This is a genomic window from Mycobacterium sp. MS1601, assembly GCF_001984215.1.
In the GTDB taxonomy this organism is placed as follows: Bacteria; Actinomycetota; Actinomycetes; order Mycobacteriales; family Mycobacteriaceae; genus Mycobacterium.
Genome location: NZ_CP019420.1, coordinates 3125297 through 3142801, shown reverse-complemented (window position 1 = coordinate 3142801; position 17505 = coordinate 3125297). Strand labels below are relative to the sequence as shown.

Genomic DNA, 17505 nt, shown 5'->3' with positions numbered 1-17505 from the left:
AGCATTGATGGGCGTCAGATGACCTCTTTGGCAGGGATGGTCGTGTGGGTTCGATGAATGTGGTTCAGGAACAGACCTATTGCCGTTGCCATGGCGCCGGTGCGGGCACCGTCGGTCATGTCGAATGCATGCCCGGCGCCCGGAAGTTCCATGTAACTGACCACCGACCGCGACACCGCGCGCAGACGTTCGACGAAGCTGCGGGCCTGCGCCACCGGGATCACCGAGTCGCCACTGCCGTGGATGACCAGGAACGGCGGGGCATCCGCGTGCACCGCCGCCAGGGGCGAGGCCCGCCGGAACAGCTCCGGATGGCGGTCGATCTTGCGTTTGACCACCACTCGCTCGAGGAAGTCGACAAATCTGGCGCGCTCGACAGTCGAGCGGTCTTCCCAGCAGTACCTGCCATAGATGCCCACCACGGCATCCACCGAGGTGTCCGAACCGTCGGGCAGATCAGCCTGGAAGGACGGGTCGTTGGGCGTCAACCCCGACAGCGCAGCCAGATGGCCACCCGCCGAGCAGCCCGCGATCGCGATGAAGTTGCGGTTGCCGCCGAACCTGTCGACATTGGCCCGGGCCCAGGCGATGGCAGCCTTGACGTCCGTGATGTGTTGTGGCCAGCGGTGATTGGGTGACACGCGGTAGTCGATGGACAGACACACCCAGCCCTGCTCGGCCATGTGGTCCATGAGTGCGTAGCCCTGCAGGATCCGACTGCCGTGCACCCACGCGCCACCGGGAACGAACAGCAGCACCGGAGCGGGCTCGGTGGGCAGATCCGTGGGCCGCCAGACGTCGAGGAGTTGCGACGGACTGCTGCCGTACTGCACCGACGACCGGTAGATGCGTTTGCGGTGCTGCAGCGCCTTCCACAGCGGAGGCGTCCGCTCAGGGGCGGGCCAGTCGATGGCGAGGTCGGCGGCGGGCACCACACCGCGCAGTGCGGCGTCGGACACGGCGTGGGTCTGGTCGCGTTCCAGCTTCTTGATCTCACCGATGCCCGGGGTGAACCAGGACTTGGCGCTGGCTTCCAGGAATTCGGGCGCGTGCCTGACGCCCCAGATACTCATGGCGGTCATACCGCCGAGTGGTTCGAAGTACTTCCCCACGACCGGCAGGGAGGCCGAGCCCACGCTCAGTGCCAACAGGTAGTCCGAGGGTCGGGCTTTGGCCAGCCAACGGACCCGCGTCCACATCGTCGGTCCGGGGTACCGGACCTCGGGTTGTGTCGATGCCACGCGGGCTCCCCCTAGCTACCCAACGGAACCACCCCGCCGAGAAACAACATTGCAAATCTGTCTACCACAGTGTGACCGACGCCGCACCCCAGCTGTTGATGCTTGCGACAGTCCGTGGTACTGAACGTCTTTCGTCAGCCTCGATGTGTTTGCCATCACCCTTCCCAAAAGCCGCCGTCGGGCACAGACTGAACATGTCGATTAAGACTGGACTGAGTCCAATTAACTGAACATGTTCCAGAAAGGTGTACACCCGTGCCATTGCTCTCGATCGGCGACCAGTTCCCCACTTATGACTTGCAGGCCGTCATCGGCGGCGACCTGTCAAAGGTCGACGCCAAGCAGCCCGACGACTACTTCACCCGAGTCACCTCCAACGACCACGCCGGACTCTGGCGCGTCGTGTTCTTCTGGCCCAAGGACTTCACCTTCGTCTGCCCCACCGAGATCGCTGCCTTCGGCAAGCTGAACGAGGACTTCGAGGACCGCGACACCCGCGTGCTCGGCGTCTCCGTGGACAACGAGTTCGTGCACTTCCAGTGGCGCGCGCAGCACGAAGACCTCAAGACGCTGCCATTCCCGATGCTGTCGGACCTGCGCCGCGAGCTGTCCGCAGCCACCGGCGTCCTCAACGCCGAAGGGGTGGCCGACCGCGCCACGTTCATCGTCGACCCCAACAACGAGATCCAGTTCGTCTCGGTGACGGCCGGTTCCGTCGGCCGCAACGTCGACGAAGTGCTGCGCGTGCTCGACGCACTGCAGTCCGACGAACTGTGCGCCTGCAACTGGAAGAAGGGCGACCCCACCATCAACGCCGGCGAGCTGCTGGCCGAGGCGGTCTGAGCATGAGCATCGACAACATCAAGGAAGCGCTTCCGGATTTCGCGAAGGATCTCAAGCTCAACCTGAGCAGCATCGTCAAGACCACCGAGCTCACCGAGCAGCAGCTGTGGGGCGCCTTGGTGGCCACCGCGGCGGCCACCAAGTCGTCGCGCCTGCTCAAGGAGATCTCCGAGGACGCCCTCGACGTGCTCAGCGAGGAGGCCTACCACGCCGCCCTCGGCGCCGCCTCCATCATGGGGATGAACAACGTCTTCTACCGCACACGTGGTCAGCTCGACGGCCGCTACGACGACCTGCGCGCCGGGCTGCGGATGAACATCATCGGCAATCCCGGTGTGCCCAAAGCGGATTTCGAACTGTGGTCGCTGGCCGTATCGGCGATCAACGGCTGCGGACACTGCTTGGCCGCACACGAGGCCACCCTGCGTGACGACGACGTCTCCCGTACGGCGATCTTCGAGGCCATCCGCCTGGCGTCCATCGTCGCCGGCGTGGGTCAGGCACTGCTGACCACCGAGGTGCTCGCCGCCGTCTGACCGGCCGCCACGAGCCCGGGACTTGTAGTCTCGGGCTCGTGGCGCTCACCGACTTCCATCCCGAACTCCGCAACGCCGCCCGTCGGCTTCCCCGCGCATCCATCCGCCCGTCGCTTCTTCCCCTCGTACGGCGCCTGGAGCAGCTACAGCGATACCGCCCTTCTCCGGGCGTCGAGGAGCTGACCACCTCCGACGGCATCAACATACGGCTGCACCGCCCGCCCAGTGGCAGCGAGCCCGGTCCGGCGCTGCTGTGGATCCACGGCGGTGGCTACATCATCGGGACCGCACGCCAGGATGACCGGTTGTGCCGCAAGCTGGCCCGCGAACTCGGTGTCACCGTCGCCGCCACCGAGTACCGGCTGGCGCCCGAACATCCCTACCCCGCCGGGCTCGAGGACTGCTACGCAGCGCTGCAGTGGCTGACACGCCTGCCCGCGGTGGATCCGTCGCGCATCGCAATCGGTGGGGCCAGTGCCGGTGGCGGACTGGCGGCCGCCCTCGCGTTCTTGACCCGCGACCGGGGCGAGATCACGCCCGTCGCACAGCTTCTGGTGTATCCGATGCTCGATGACCGCAGCGCCCATCACTCACATCTCGACGCCATCGAAGCCCGGCTGTGGACCCGGCGCTCCAACCAGTTCGGCTGGGCGTCCTATCTGGGTAACGCAGACCCGGGTGTGGCAGTGCCTGCCCGACGTACCGACCTGGCCGGGCTGCCGCCCGCGTGGATCGGGGTGGGCACCCTGGACCTGTTCCACGACGAAGACATCGCCTACGCCGAGCGGCTGCGGGCAGCCGGGGTGTGCCGTGCGAGCTCGAAGTGGTGGAGGGCGCCTTCCACGGGTTCGACCAGATCGTGGCCAAATCGCAGGTTTCACAGGAGTTCTTCGCCAAGCAGGTGTCGCATCTGCGAGCAGCGTTAGCCAGCTGAGCCGGAGCCGATTTGGGCGTGGTTCCGGTCGCTGAGCGGTTGGTATCACGCCCGAATCGCAGGATCCATCGGTAGCATCACGACAAAGCGCGTGTCGCCGGGTTGCGACTCCACCCACATGTTCCCGCGGTGTTTGTCGATGATCCTGGCCGCCAGATCGAGTCCCAGCCCGGTGCCCTCACCCACCGGCTTGGTGGTGAAGAACGGATCGAAGATCCGCTGATGCAGCTCCTCCGGAACGCCGGGGCCGGTGTCACGGACCTCGACTCGCACACTGTCACCCTGCGGCCGGGTGCGCAACGTCAGCGTGCCCCGATCGGCATTGGAATGCATTGCGGTGACGGCATTGTCGATCAGATTGGTCCACACCTGATTCAGCTCGGCCGGCCAGCACGCCAGCGGCGCGAGAGTGAGGTCGAAGTCCTCGACGACCTCGATGTCCGGCGTCAGGGTGTGCGACAGCATGGCCACCGTATTGCGCAGCAGCACATGCACATCGACGATGTCGAACGGTGCCCGGTCCAACTGCGAATACTGCTTGGCCTGCGACACCAACGACGACACCCGGACTGCGGAATCGGTGATCTCGTTCATCAACAGCTCGGTCTCGACGGTGTAGTGCAACCACTCCAGCACCCGCCCCACCGACGCGTTCGCGTCGGCCACCGTGGCCTCCACGGTGTCGAGCCAGTCGACATCCAGCCCTGCCTCGGAAAAGCAGGACGCCAGCTCCCAGGGGGTGGCAACGTCGTGGTCTTCGAGCCAGTCACCGATGGCTTCCTCGGTGTCGGATTTCTGCAGCGGCGTGAGATCGCGCGATTTCGCCACCCTTTCGGCCACCCGATCCTGCAGTTCGACGAGGGCATGGATGGCGGCCTGGTCGAACGTGGCGGTGAGCACGGCCAAGGTGCGCCGCATTCCGGCGATGCGATCGCGCAGGGTCGAGGTGGCACGTACCGCCGCGGACGCCGGATTGTTCAGCTCATGGGTGAGCCCGGCGGTCAGCTGCCCCAACTGCACCATCCTGTCGTGCGGCCCGACGATCCGGTTCTGGTTGGACCGGCCCACCGTCGACCCCACCAGGAAGTGGCACGCCATCGGGAACTCGGTGCGCAGAAATCGCCCCAGCGCAGCGGCGTCGATGACGAACATCCGCGACGGCGCAGACGCGCGGGCAGAGGTCTCGTAGCGCTGCTCCTCTTCGAGAAACGCCGACCAGGCACCGAAGTACGACCCACGCTGAGAGCTCCTGAGCGTTTCGATATCCGTCTCACCGGAGCGTTTGGTGAGCACTATTTCACCGTCCAACAGCACGAACAGGCTGGCGGCGGGCTCACCCTCGGCGATCAGTGGACCCGGCTCGACATGCACCACTTTGCCGTCGCGGCACAGCGTCTCGAGCTGACTGTCCGACAGTGACTCGAAGAGGAACAGGCTGCGCAGGTCATCGCGGTGGCACACTTCGGAAGTATCGAACTCGTCGCCCACCCTGCCAGTATGTCCCGCCGGTTGGGTCACGGGTGCACAGGATGCGGCGAACACCGGATCGTATCCGCGTTGCCACAACAAGCGCGGAGAAACGATGGATCTTCCCCGAAACGCCGTGACGACCGTGCTGCGGTGATAGACACAGAAGCACCGTTCGAAGGGGAGCGAGCATGCAATTGCGCTATGCGGGCGCAGTAGGTGTCCTGGTGGCTGCGGTGTGTGCCGCGGCACCCGCACAGGCCGACGTCCTGGTCCCCATTGTCGACGGCAACTACAGCTACAGCGAGCCAGGCAAGCCTGCGGCGGTGTGGGAGATCAGCACCGTCTGCATCCAGGCCAACGGCACCCGTGCGCAACAGGACTACAGCGACATCACCATCCAGAGCATGGGTTGCCTCAGTCGTGTCACCAGCCGCACAGACAACAAGGTCACCCAGGACGAGCAGCTGCTCAACACCGCGGGTGACGCCCGGCTGACCGGCGGACTGTGGACCTTCAGCAACATCTGGAGCTCGGGCCGGATCTGCCCGGACGGCAGGAAGGTGCCGGTGACCGACACCTTCGCCTATGACTCCAGGGCACTCACCGGAATGCGCACGACGTTGTGGGGCGACGAGTGCGGCACCCCGCCGGGCATGACAAAGGTGCCGTTCACGCTGAGCCTTCGCGAGGTCAAGGATCCTCCGATGGTGCACCGCTTCCCGGACACCTGCAACTACCTGGTGGGCAGGCCCAGCATCTGCTCGTGAACTCCGTTGCGCGGCAACCTACCTCGGCCTGCGCAACTAGGAGACCGAGTACTTCTGCACCAGGGACTGCTTGTACAGCTTGCCGGTGTCCGTGCGCGGCAGTTGGGCCTCGAAGGAGATGGACCGCGGGCACTTGTAGTGGGTCAACCTCTCGCGCAGCCACCCGATGAGCTCGGCGGCGACTTCGTCGGTGGCGTCGGCGGGGTCGACGGTCTGCACCACTCCCTTGACACTCTGGCCCATCTCGTCATCGGGGATACCGAACACCGCGGCGTCCATCACCTTGGGGTGGGTGACGAGCAAGTTCTCCGCTTCCTGGGGGTAGATGTTCACCCCACCGGAGATGATCATGTGGTGACGGCGATCGGTCAGATACAGGTAACCATCGTCGTCGACATAACCGATGTCGCCCACCGTCTTCCAGCCCTGCGGGTGACGTGACTTGGCGGTCTTCTCGGCGTCGTTGAGGTACTCGAAATCGAAGCCGCCCTCGAAGTAGATCTCGCCGGCCTCGCCCGCGGGCAGTTCGTTGCCGTCCTCACCGACGATGTGCAGGACGCCGGCCAGGGGGCGACCCACCGAGCCGGGGTGGGTCAGCCATTCCTCTGCCGAGATCAGCGTGGAGCCGTGTGCTTCCGAGGAGGCGTAGTACTCGTCGACGATGGGGCCCCACCAGTCGATCATCTGTTTCTTGATATCCACCGGACACGGTGCGGCGGCATGCATCACCCGCTCCAGGCTGGACACGTCGTAGGAGCTGCGCACCTCCTCGGGCAGCTTCAGCATCCGGGTGAACATCACCGGGACGAACTGGCCGTGCGTGATCCGGTGCTGCGCGATGGCCTCCAGACATCCCTCGGCGTCGAACTTCTCGAGGACGACGGTGGTGATACCGGCCGCCTGCGTCTGCATGGACCATACGGACGGCGCCGTGTGGTAGAGCGGCGCGGGGCTCAGATACACGGCATCGGGGTGCATCCAGAATGACACCAGCGCGGCCATCAGGCCGGGCGATTCCGACGGCGGGACATGCGGCAGTGCGCGTTTGATGCCCTTGGGCCGGCCGGTGGTACCCGAGGAGTACTGCAGCAGATCGCCTTCGATCTCGTCGGCGATGGGCGTAACAGGTTGGTGGGCAACCGCTTCGGGGTAGCGCTGCCAGCCGTCCAAGTCGCCGTCGGCGATGAGCAGCAGCTCCGGGAGCCCGCGGGGCAGGTGCTCAGCGAGGTCGGTCAGCGTCTTGACCTGCGCAGCAGACCCCACTATGGCCTTGGCGCTGCTGTTGTCGACGATGTACGCGGCTTCTGCCGGCGCGAGGTGGGTGTTGATGGGCACGTAGTACAGCCCCGCCCGACGTGCTGCCCACATCACCGCATGCATGTGGGCGTTGTTCTCCATCAGTATCGCGACGACATCACCTTCGACCAGGCCGGCCTGCCGGAAGTGGTGCGCCAGCTGATTGGCCCCGGCCTCGAGTTCGCCGAACGTCACCACGGTCCCGGACGGGTGCATGATGATGGCCGGCTTGTCCGGAGTGGACTGGGCGGTTTCGCGGATCTGCATGTGCCGACTTTACTGCGCCTCAGTTGACAGGTGTCAAGACCGGTTTTCGCGGAAAGCTCCGACCTGACGATCAGAGCTCGATATGTCAGACCGGCTTGACGGCGGCGATGCTGTGCATGCGGGGGTGTTCGCGGGCCCGGACGATCGACAGACCGGCCCCGGTGATGGCGTCCCGCAGATCGACACGTGCGTCGGTGATCATCTGCTCGGCGCCGGTGCGGGCCAGCACCTTGCGCACCCCCAGGGGCAACCGCGGCGGGCGGAAGTCCGCGAGGAACAGCAGCCCGCCCGGACGCAGCACCCGATGGATCTCGCACATCGACCACAACCAGAGTCGCTGGGGAATGTGATGGAACGCCAGGCTGGACACCGCGACATCGAAAGAGGAGTCCGCGAAGGGCAGATCCTCGGCCCCGGCCACAGCAAAAGTGCAGCCCCCGGGATTGGCACGACCTGCGTAGTCGACCAGCGTCGGCGACGGGTCGATACCCACCACCGCTCCGCCGGGCGACACTGCTGAACTCAGGGCGGAAGCGAAATACCCGGTGCCGCAGCCAATATCGATAACCCGATCGCCGGGGCGCGCCCCGGAGGCCGCCACGAGATCCGCCCAGACACGGCGACGACGACGGGAACCCAGGAAGTGCAGGTCGGCCATCAGCTCGTAGGTCCGCGGGTGGTGGATGACGCTCTCGCCGGGCCGTGAACCCATGAGCCGTTCGCCGATCGACATCCCGCCACCTATCTACGTATTAAGTACGTACTTACCAACGTAGCAGAAGAAAGAGCGGCAAGACGCGGTACGGCCCCCGGTCCAAAAGACCGGGGGCCGTACCGAGCGCTGCGATATGTGGGTGTCAGTCAGCCTCTGCCAGACGAGTTTTCAGTGCATCGAACTCGTCCTTGATGCCGGTGGGCAGCTTCTCGCCGACGAATTCGAACCACTCTTCGATCAGCGGCAGCTCGGCGCGCCACTCATCGACGTTGACCGCCAGGGCGGCGTCCACGTCGGCGGAGTCGACGTTCAGACCGGACAGATCGAGATCAGCGGCACTGGGCACGATGCCGATGGGCGTCGAGACGCCGTTGGCCTTGCCCTCGACGCGCTCGATGATCCACTTCATCACGCGGCTGTTCTCACCGAATCCGGGCCACAGGAACCGACCATCGTCACCGCGACGGAACCAGTTGACGAAGAACACCTTCGGCAGCTTCGATTCGTCGGAGTTCTTGCCGGTGTCGATCCAGTGCTGCATGTAGTCGCCGACGTTGTAGCCGATGAACGGCAGCATGGCCATGGGATCGCGGCGCACGGTGCCGACCTTGCCCTCGGCAGCGGCGGTCTGCTCGGAGCCCAGCGTGGCACCGATGAACACGCCGTGCTGCCAGTCGCGGGCCTGCGTCACCAGCGGCACCGTGGTCTTGCGGCGGCCACCGAACAGGATGGCCGAGATGGGCACGCCCTGGGGGTCGTCCCATTCCGGAGCCAGGGTGGGGCACTGCGACATCGGGGTGCAGTAACGCGAGTTCGGGTGTGCGGCCTTGGTTTCCGTCTCGCGGAGGATCCAGTCCTGGCCCTTCCAGTCGATCAGATGGTCGGGTTCGCCCTCCAGGCCCTCCCACCACACGTCACCGTCGTCGGTCTTGGCGACGTTGGTGAAGACGGTGTTGCCGGCCGCGATCGTCTTCATGGCGTTGGGGTTCGAGGACCAGTTGGTACCGGGGGCAACCCCGAAGAAGCCGAACTCGGGGTTGGTGGCGTACAGCCTGCCGTCCTTGCCGAACCGCATCCACGCGATGTCGTCACCCACGGTTTCGGCGCGCCAGCCGGGGACGGTGGGCTGCAGCATCGCGAGGTTGGTCTTGCCACACGCCGAGGGGAAGGCCGCCGCGATGAAGTAGGCCTTGTTCTCCGGCGAGATGAGCTTGAGGATCAGCATGTGCTCGGCCAGCCAGCCCTCGTCGTGCGCCATGGCCGAGGCGATACGCAGCGAGTAGCACTTCTTGCCCAGCAGGGCATTGCCGCCGTAACCCGAACCGTAACTCCAGATTTCACGGGTCTCGGGGAAGTGGGTGATGTACTTGGTGTCGTTACACGGCCACGGGACGTCCGCCTGGCCCTCCTCCAGCGGCGCACCCAGGGAGTGCAGCGCCTTCACGAAAAAGCCGTCCTCGCCGATCTTGTCGAGCGCGTCCTGCCCCATGCGGGTCATGGTGCGCATGGAGACCACCACGTACTCGGAGTCGGTGAGTTCGACACCCAGCTTGGGATCCTCGGCACCCAGGGGCCCCATGCAGAACGGCACCACATACATGGTGCGTCCACGCATCGAGCCGCGGTAGAGGTCCTTCATGATGGACCGCATCTCGTCGGGATCCATCCAGTTGTTGGTGGGACCCGCGTCGATCTCTTTCTCCGAACAGATGAAGGTGCGCGATTCGACGCGCGCGACATCGGACGGATCGGACAGGGCCAGGTAGGAGTTGGGCTGCTTCTCGTTGTTCAGCTTCTCGAATGTGCCGGCTTCGACGAGCTGCGCGGCCAGGCGCTCGAACTCTTCTTCCGAGCCATCAGCAAACACCACCCGGTCTGGCTGTGTCAGTTCGGCGACCTCTTGCACCCAGGCCAGCAGGCCCTGGTGTTTGGTCGGTGCTGCGTCCAGACCTGGAATGGTCGCTGAGGTCATCAATTTCTCCTGGATAGGTTTTACCGCCAGAACGTAATGCCCATTCCGCTGCGCGGATGCCCCGACGGCGAACACGAACGTCCCTGGTTCTAGAGGTTAACCCCGGTGACATACCCGGCGTAAACCGAGAGTATGTCCATTGACTCACAGGAACGATTCAGATTGGCCTTATCTGCGCTATTCATCGATTCAGTTCGCCCGACATCCAATTCGTTGAAACGATTCAGTACGAATTCGTCTGGTTTTTCCACTCTTTACTCACCGGTAGGACAAGCGTCGAGTTCCGACCGCACCACTGCGAGCGCGCGGGCCAGTTCCGGCACAGTGCGATCACGGACCGCGGCGGCACGAGCGCGGGCCAATGCGTGCTCGCGCAGTCGGGCGTCGAGTTCGGAGATCCGGTCCGCCGTCCGCCGAGTGGCGGCCTCCTCCTGGTCGGCCAGCGCGCCGGTCAACTCCGCCTCCGCCGTCAGCACCCGGGTGGCCACCAGTTGATCGGTGGTCGCACGGACCCGGGCCATCACCTCGCTCACCCAACGGTCCAGCACTGCCCTGTCCTGCAGCACGCCGCGGGTGCCCACCACCCACAACGTCACCAGCACACCCACCACCGCCCCCAGGACGGCGCCTGCCAGCGTCAGCCCGGGCGCCAGATCGGCCACCAACCGGCTCGACGTCACCGCGACACCCAGCCCGAAACCCGCGCCGAGCAGCATCACCAATCGTGTCTCCAAGGTGCGTGACCGCAGTGGCGGGCCACCCACCTCGAGTGCACAACCGGAGGCCGGCACCGACACCGCCGGCAACTCCAGCTCTGCGGCGACATCGGCGAAGTGCGCTGTGATGCCGTCGTCGACCTCGCCGATCACCTCATCGACCCGCCGTTGGACATAGGCGGGGAACTCCGGCATACCCCGCCGGCGCAGCCCCGCAGCATCCTCTTGCAGTTCGGTGAGCACCGAGGCACACCGGCTCCGACTGAAGTAGGACAGCTGCACGCGGGCCTGCTGCAGCGCGTTGCGCAAGACGATGGACCGTTGTGAGCGATCCACCCGACGCTCGCTCAGCACGTCGGCACGCTTGGCGCGGATCCGGTTGGCGACCTCCTCGTGGTCGTCGGCAGCGTCATCGTGCGCCAGCCGCGCTGCTTCCAACGCATTTTCCCACTGCCGCAACCTGTTCCGCCGCTCCAGCGTCGGGTCGGCCAGCTGGCCGCGCACCTGGGTCACCAGATCGTCGAGTTGCGGTTCGCCGAGCTGCGGGGCGGCGGCCACGCCCACCCAGGGCATCCGCCGATACCGGCGATGGCCACCCAACAGTTCGCGGTTGCGCTCGAGCACGTCGCGCCACCGGTGATGGACGTCCACCTTGGAAACCGCACCGATCACGGCGTCGGTCCCCGACGCCGCAGCGTCCAACAGCGCGCAGTCCGACTCGGCGAGCGGCGCGGCGGCCGACACCACGAAGACGATCACCGCAGGCGTCTCACCGGCGAGCTCACCGGACTCCACCACGATGTTGTCCGGCAGCTGATCACGAAGGGCCGCAACCACACTGGTGCATCCGGCCAGCCACGGACCGGTGACCAGCACGGTGTCGGCCCGCGGCGCGGCGGCGGGCCGCTCGACCTCCGGTGCAAGGGCGCCGATCAGCTGGTCGACGTCGGTCACCGGCTGCTCCACAGCAACAACGACCCCGCGGTGAGGTCTGCCGCGCAGGCCCGATGCACCGCCGACACCGGGCCCTGCCCATATCGCTGCCAATGCCGCGCCCGTTCCACGTGCTCCACCGGACCGATCGGTGCGCCCGCGGCACACAGCACCTGCGTTGCCGCCGCCATCCGGGTCAGTATCACCTCATCGGAGTGCAGTAGACCGGCCACCGATCGGTCGGTGATGGCCGCCAGTTCCAGCGTGGCCAGGGCGGCCCGGAGTCGGCGGTACCGGCCCTCGGCCCCCAGATCGGTGATGAGGTCGATCACCACATCCAGGTCGCCGGCTCGGCGCAACGCCGCCCGCACGTCATCGACCGTCGCCGCGGGGTGGTTGCGCACCGCGACCACCGCATGCGCGATCCCGAACAGATCCAGCTTCTCGATCAGCTGCCGCCGGACACCGACCGGCAGCCCGTGGGCACAGGAGAGGAAAGCGTCCGCCGTCCTCAGATCCGCAGGTTCGACGGCCAACGTCCGCACGGCCCGCATCAGTTCGTCATCGAGCACCGACGGATCCAGCGCGGCCACGGCCAGCAGACCGACCATCGGCACCACCGGCGCCCCGGCGACCTCCGCCAACGCGTCGCACCGCCTGCGGGCGGTCTCGACGGGACCACCCCGCCCCAGAGGGTGTGTGTCCGCCTTGGTGAGCACCACCAGCACCGGCCCGGCGGCCGCCATCACAGCCTGCACGTCCTCGGGCTTGACGGTTTCTGCCACCACCCGGACGGTGACGTCGACGTCGACGTCACTGACATCGAACCGGTCCAGCGCCCGCAGCGCCGCCAGTACCGCGCCGGTGCCCACCCCCGGTCGGCCGTGTACCGCCACCCGCTGCCGGGCCGCGGCCCTGAACTGCTCCGCTTCGTTCATGTGAACCCATCGTGGCATCCGGGCCCTGGTGGCGCGAGCCACTGCCGACCGGCCTGTGGAGAGCCACACACTCCTGTGACGTGACCTCTTCAGGCAACTGTTGGGTATCAAATCGCACCACGATGCAGGTTCACCCGGTCAGATGAGAGACCATGGACCGATGTGTGCCCAACGCGGAGCCGAGTCGGTGGACGAGTTCACCCGACCCACCGGCCCGGAACCAGGGCATCCGCACCCTCGGATCACCAGTTTTCGCTCCCGCCGCTCCACCCTCACCGAATCCCAACAAGAGGCTTGGGACCGGTTGTGGCCGCAGATCGGGACCCAGGCCCGCCTCGGTGACAAACCTGCACCACTCGTGGACGCCGGAGCCTGGTTCGGCCGCACCGCACCGCTGGTACTGGAAATCGGCTGCGGTACCGGCACCTCGACACTGGCCATGGCCCGGGTCGAGACGGACATCGACGTGATCGCCGTCGAGGTCTACAAGCGCGGCCTGGCGCAGCTGCTGTCGGCCATCGACCGCGAGAACGTGCCGAACATCCGGTTGATCCGCGGCGACGCCGTTGACGTACTGGAATATCTGCTGGTCCCGGGCATGCTCACCGGTGTCCGGGTCTTCTTCCCGGATCCCTGGCCCAAGTCACGACACCACAAACGCCGGTTCCTGCAGCCGTCGAATGTCGCGATGATCGCCGATCGGCTGCGCCCGGGCGGGGTTCTACACGCCGCCACCGACCACGCCGGCTACGCAGAACAGATCGCCGAGGTCGGCGATGCCGAACCGCTGTTGCGCCGCGTACCCGCAGACCGGCTAACAACATTGCCCATCTCCGTCATGCGGCCCGTCACCAAATACGAGGGCAAAGCGCAGCATGCAGGCAGCGCCGTGACCGAACTCATCTGGGAGCGCCGGTGAGCATCGAGATCGAGGACCTGGCCCAGCTCGACCAGAACCCCGTTGCTGCCGCCCGTGAGCGGGTGCTGCTGGTGTGGGATGCCCCCAACCTGGACATGGGCCTCGGCGCCATCCTCGGCGGCAGGCCAACCGCCGCACACCGACCCCGTTTCGACGCCCTGGGCCGGTGGCTGCTCAGCCGCACCGCCGACATCTCCGCGGGCACGGGTACCGCCACACTGGAACCCGAAGCCACCGTCTTCACCAATATCGCCCCTGGCAGCGCCGATGTGGTCCGGCCCTGGGTGGAAGCACTACGCAACGTGGGCTTCGCGGTTTTTGCGAAACCCAAGGTCGACGAAGACAGTGACGTCGACGTCGACATGCTCAACCACATCTCGCTGCGGCGCAGCGAGGGCCTGGCAGCGCTGATCGTGGCCTCCGCCGACGGTCAGGCCTTTCGCCAGCCGTTGGAGGAGATCGCCCGCGATGACGGGACACCGGTTCATGTGCTCGGATTTCGCGAACATGCGAGCTGGGCGCTAGCGTCGGATACCTTGGAGTTCGTCGACCTGGAGGACATTCCCGGCGTTTTCCGGGAACCGTTGCCGCGAATCGGGCTGGATTCGCTTCCGGACGAGGGAGCGTGGCTGCAACCGTTCCGGCCGTTGTCGTCGTTGTTGGCGTCCCGGGCTTAAAACTTCAGAGCCACATGCGCGCGAGATCGCGCCAAAACTTGCAGTGAAGGTTAGGAGCTCACGTGTTCGCCTGGTGGGGTCGGATGGTGTACCGCTTCCGGTATCTGGTTATCGGGGTGATGGTCGCACTGTGCGTCGGCAGCGGCATCTACGGATTCAGCCTGGGACAGCACGTCACGCAGAGCGGTTTCTACGACGAGGGCAGTGACTCGGTCCACGCGTCGGTGGTGGCCGACGAGGCGTATGGACGTGACACCTCGTCACACATCATCGGTGTCTACACCGCGCCGGAGGGCAAGACGGTCGAGGATCCGGCCTTCCAGAAGAAGATCGTCGACAGCCTCGACAAGCTCCAGGAAGACCACCCCGACGAGGTGTTGCGGTCGATCGGTTACTTCCGCAGCCCCGAGCTGCTGGACAACATGTCCGACGCGGACAAGAAGCACGCGTTCATGTCGATCCAGCTCAAGGGCGACAACGACGACACCATCCTGAACAACTACAAGTTGGTCCAGCCGGATCTGCTGAAGTTGCGCGACGAGGGCGTCGACGTCCAGTACGCCGGCCTGCAGCCGCTGGCCAACGAACTCACGGGCACCATCGGCGAGGACCAGCAGCGCGCCGAGGTGGCAGCCATCCCCTTGGTGTCCGTCGTGCTGTTCTTCGTGTTCGGCACCGTGGTCGCCGCGTTCCTGCCGGCGTTCATCGGCGGCCTGACCATCCTCGGGGCCTTGGGCATCATGCGCTTTGCCGCCGACTTCATCCCGGTGCACTTCTTCGCCCAGCCCGTGGTGACGCTGATCGGTCTGGGTATCGCGATCGACTACGGCCTGTTCATCGTGAGCCGGTTCCGCGAGGAGATCGCCGAGGGCTACGACACCGAGGTGGCCATCCGAAGAACGATGATGACGTCGGGCCGCACGGTGGTGTTCTCCGCAGTCATCATCGTGGCGTCCTCGGTACCGCTGCTGCTGTTCCCGCAGGGCTTCCTGAAGTCCATCACCTACGCGATCATCGCCTCGGTGATGCTGGCGGCCATCCTGTCGATCACCGTCCTGGCGGCAGCATTGGCCATCCTCGGTCCGCGAGTCGACGCACTCGGTGTGAAGATGCTGCTGCGGTTCACCGCCCCGGACACCATCTACTCGGACCCCGCGGCCACCAAGACCAACCCCTTCGCCGTGGCGGCCATTCCGCTGGGCCTGCTGCTCCCGCCCCTCGGCATCGCCGCCGGCCACCTGGCCCGCCATCAGATCCGCCGCACCCAGGACAAGGGTGCCCAGTTCGCCCTCATCGGGCTGATCCTCGGCTACGTCAGCATGGCCGCCTGGGTCGGCTACGGCCTCTACGAGCTGTACCGTTCAGGCTCCGCCAGCTCGGTCATCGTGTGGATCCTGGTCGGTATCGCCGTGTTCATCTTCGGCGCCGTCGCGTTGCTCTCGATTGCGCGGTACGTCCCAGGGTTCCGCAAGCCGTTTGAATGGTGGCTCAACTGGCTGGCCGAGAAGACCCAGAAGACCAAGACCCGCCAAGAGGTCGAGAAGGGTTTCTGGGGCAAGCTGGTCAACCGCGTGATGAAGCGGCCCGCCGTGTTCGCCATCCCGATCATCATCGTGATGGTGGTGCTGATCATTCCGCTGGGTCAGCTGGCTCTCGGCGGCATCAGCGAGAAGTACCTGCCGCCGGACAACTCCGTGCGCCAGGCGCAGGAGGAGTTCGACCGCACTTTCCCCGGCTTCCGCACCGAGCCCCTGACCATGGTCATCCAGAGCACCGACGGCAAGCCGGTCACCGACGACCAGATCGCCGCGGTGCGCAGCAAGGCCATGGAAGTCCCCGGCTTCATCGACCCGGACAACGATCCGGACAAGATGTGGACCGAACGGCCCTACCTCGACGGCGCCTCGAAGGACCCGTCGGTCCGGGTGATCCAGAACGGTCTGGAGAACCGCAACGACGCCGCCCAGAAACTCGAAGAGCTGCGGTCCATCTCCCCGACCCCGGGGGTGACGGTATCGGTGGGTGGTACGCCCGCCCTCGAGCAGGACAGCATCCAGAGCCTGTTCGACAAGCTGCCGCTGATGGTGGTGGTGCTGATCGTCACCACGACCATCCTGATGTTCCTGGCGTTCGGGTCGGTGGTGCTGCCGATCAAGGCCGCGCTGATGAGTGCGCTGACACTCGGTTCGACGATGGGCATCCTGACGTGGATGTTCGTCGACGGCCACGGATCCGGGTTGATGAACTACACGCCACAGCCCCTCATGGCGCCGATGATCGGTTTGATCATCGCGGTGATCTGGGGTCTGTCCACCGACTACGAGGTGTTCCTGGTGTCCCGGATGGTCGAGGCCCGCGAACGCGGGATGTCGACAGCGGAGGCCATCCGAATCGGCACCGCGACCACGGGCCGGCTGATCACCGGCGCCGCCCTGGTCTTGGCGGTGGTGGCCGGCGCCTTCGTGTTCTCCGACCTGGTGATGATGAAGTACCTGGCGTTCGGTCTGCTGATCGCGCTTCTGTTGGATGCCACCGTGATTCGTATGTTCCTGGTGCCCGCGATCATGAAGATGCTCGGCGACGACTGCTGGTGGGCACCGCGCTGGATGAAGCGGATCCAGGTCAAGGTCGGGCTCGGCGAGACTCACCTGCCCGACGAACGCAAGCGTGTCGTCACTCAGGACACCGACGACGACCGCGAACTCGTCGGGGCGGGTGCCCCCGTGCCACCGCGCAACCGCCCTGTGCACGACCCGACGCATCCCGGCCCCGCCGGCCCGCGTCATATTCCCCCGCGGTCCGCACTGCCCTCGGGTGGGGCCGGTGCCACCACCCGTATCCCGACTCCTCCCCCGGTTCCCCGGTGGCGGGTCCGGGTGACAGCGAAGCTCCCACCACGCGGTTCGCCTCGGCACGCAACGCTGTTCGCAGCGCCGTCTCCGGTGCCGGCACCCGACCGCGGCCACCCCAGGGTGGCACCGGTGAGCGCGAGATCGAATCGTGGCTCGGTGAGCTGCGTGGTAAGCCGGGTGCCACCGGCCAGCAGCCACCGGTGCAACCGCCGTCGGCCGAGCCCACCCGTTCGATGGGTCCGGAAGCCGGAGGCTCGGATTCCGGGGACGACAACACCGAGGACGCCACCACGGCCTTCGCCGCTCAGCCGCAGCCGCAGCCTCAGGATGAGGACGACTCCGCCACCCGGGCCATCCCGGTGTCGAAGCCGCGGGATGCCGATGCCGCCACGGAGAAGATGAACGCCCGCGGCGAATCCGAGGAGAAGC

Annotated in this window: 13 protein-coding genes and 1 pseudogene; 7 read left to right on the top strand and 7 right to left on the bottom strand. The window is 66.0% G+C overall.

All coding sequences use genetic code 11. The features are described from left to right. Positions 1 to 14: 14 nt before the first annotated feature. Positions 15 to 1199 (bottom strand): alpha/beta hydrolase, encoded by a 1185-nt coding sequence (locus BVC93_RS15335; protein WP_083738212.1) that lies wholly within the window; start codon positions 1197 to 1199, stop codon positions 15 to 17. A 297-nt stretch (positions 1200 to 1496) separates the two neighbouring features. On the opposite strand from BVC93_RS15335, the gene BVC93_RS15330 reads away from it, so the two are divergent. From BVC93_RS15330 to BVC93_RS15320, 3 genes and pseudogenes are all read left to right on the top strand, one after another. Further along, on the top strand, positions 1497 to 2084 hold the full coding sequence (locus BVC93_RS15330; protein WP_083738211.1) for a peroxiredoxin: 588 nt from the start codon (positions 1497 to 1499) through the stop codon (positions 2082 to 2084). 2 nt (positions 2085 to 2086) lie between these two features. Beyond that, complete coding sequence (gene ahpD, locus BVC93_RS15325) at positions 2087 to 2620, top strand: alkyl hydroperoxide reductase AhpD (RefSeq protein WP_083738210.1); 534 nt, start codon at positions 2087 to 2089, stop codon at positions 2618 to 2620. A gap of 38 nt (positions 2621 to 2658) precedes the next feature. Beyond that, positions 2659 to 3554: pseudogene (locus BVC93_RS15320) on the top strand (alpha/beta hydrolase). A 45-nt stretch (positions 3555 to 3599) separates the two neighbouring features. Here the strand turns inward: BVC93_RS15320 and BVC93_RS15315 are convergent. Further along, positions 3600 to 5042, bottom strand: a complete 1443-nt coding sequence (locus tag BVC93_RS15315; RefSeq protein ID WP_083738209.1) for a sensor histidine kinase — start codon at positions 5040 to 5042, stop codon at positions 3600 to 3602. 170 nt (positions 5043 to 5212) lie between these two features. Between BVC93_RS15315 and BVC93_RS15310 the strand changes: the two genes are divergently transcribed. Then, a complete protein-coding gene (locus tag BVC93_RS15310) occupies positions 5213 to 5791 on the top strand; it encodes a hypothetical protein (RefSeq protein ID WP_083738208.1) in 579 nt (192 codons plus the stop codon). A 36-nt stretch (positions 5792 to 5827) separates the two neighbouring features. On the opposite strand, the gene fadD4 is transcribed toward BVC93_RS15310, so the two are convergent. The 5 genes from fadD4 to BVC93_RS15285 form a co-directional block, all read right to left on the bottom strand. Beyond that, complete coding sequence (gene fadD4 / locus BVC93_RS15305) at positions 5828 to 7354, bottom strand: fatty-acid--CoA ligase FadD4 (protein WP_083738207.1); 1527 nt, start codon at positions 7352 to 7354, stop codon at positions 5828 to 5830. Positions 7355 to 7439: 85 nt separating this feature from the next. Then, positions 7440 to 8087, bottom strand: coding sequence for a class I SAM-dependent methyltransferase (locus BVC93_RS15300; protein WP_083738206.1), 648 nt, complete (start codon positions 8085 to 8087; stop codon positions 7440 to 7442). A 124-nt stretch (positions 8088 to 8211) separates the two neighbouring features. Then, on the bottom strand, positions 8212 to 10041 hold the full coding sequence (locus BVC93_RS15295) for a phosphoenolpyruvate carboxykinase (GTP) (RefSeq protein ID WP_083738205.1): 1830 nt from the start codon (positions 10039 to 10041) through the stop codon (positions 8212 to 8214). A gap of 254 nt (positions 10042 to 10295) precedes the next feature. Then, positions 10296 to 11711, bottom strand: a complete 1416-nt coding sequence (locus tag BVC93_RS15290; protein ID WP_236950372.1) for a hypothetical protein — start codon at positions 11709 to 11711, stop codon at positions 10296 to 10298. Next, a complete protein-coding gene (locus BVC93_RS15285; RefSeq protein ID WP_083738203.1) occupies positions 11708 to 12628 on the bottom strand; it encodes a hypothetical protein in 921 nt (306 codons plus the stop codon). Before BVC93_RS15285 ends, BVC93_RS15290 begins: the two co-directional genes overlap by 4 nt. Before the next feature lie 142 nt (positions 12629 to 12770). Here BVC93_RS15285 and trmB point away from each other — a divergent pair, with 142 nt between their 5' ends. From trmB to BVC93_RS15270, 3 genes are all read left to right on the top strand, one after another. Beyond that, entirely contained in the window at positions 12771 to 13547 is a 777-nt protein-coding gene (trmB, locus tag BVC93_RS15280) for a tRNA (guanosine(46)-N7)-methyltransferase TrmB (RefSeq protein WP_442929055.1), read from the top strand. Beyond that, positions 13544 to 14224 (top strand): NYN domain-containing protein, encoded by a 681-nt coding sequence (locus tag BVC93_RS15275; protein WP_157516938.1) that lies wholly within the window; start codon positions 13544 to 13546, stop codon positions 14222 to 14224. The genes trmB and BVC93_RS15275 overlap by 4 nt, the downstream gene beginning before the upstream one ends. A 62-nt stretch (positions 14225 to 14286) precedes the next feature. Further along, the gene (locus BVC93_RS15270) at positions 14287 to 17478 is read left to right on the top strand and encodes an MMPL family transporter (protein ID WP_236950371.1); all 3192 of its coding nucleotides are present in this window, start codon (positions 14287 to 14289) and stop codon (positions 17476 to 17478) included. The last annotated feature ends 27 nt before the right edge of the window (positions 17479 to 17505 follow it).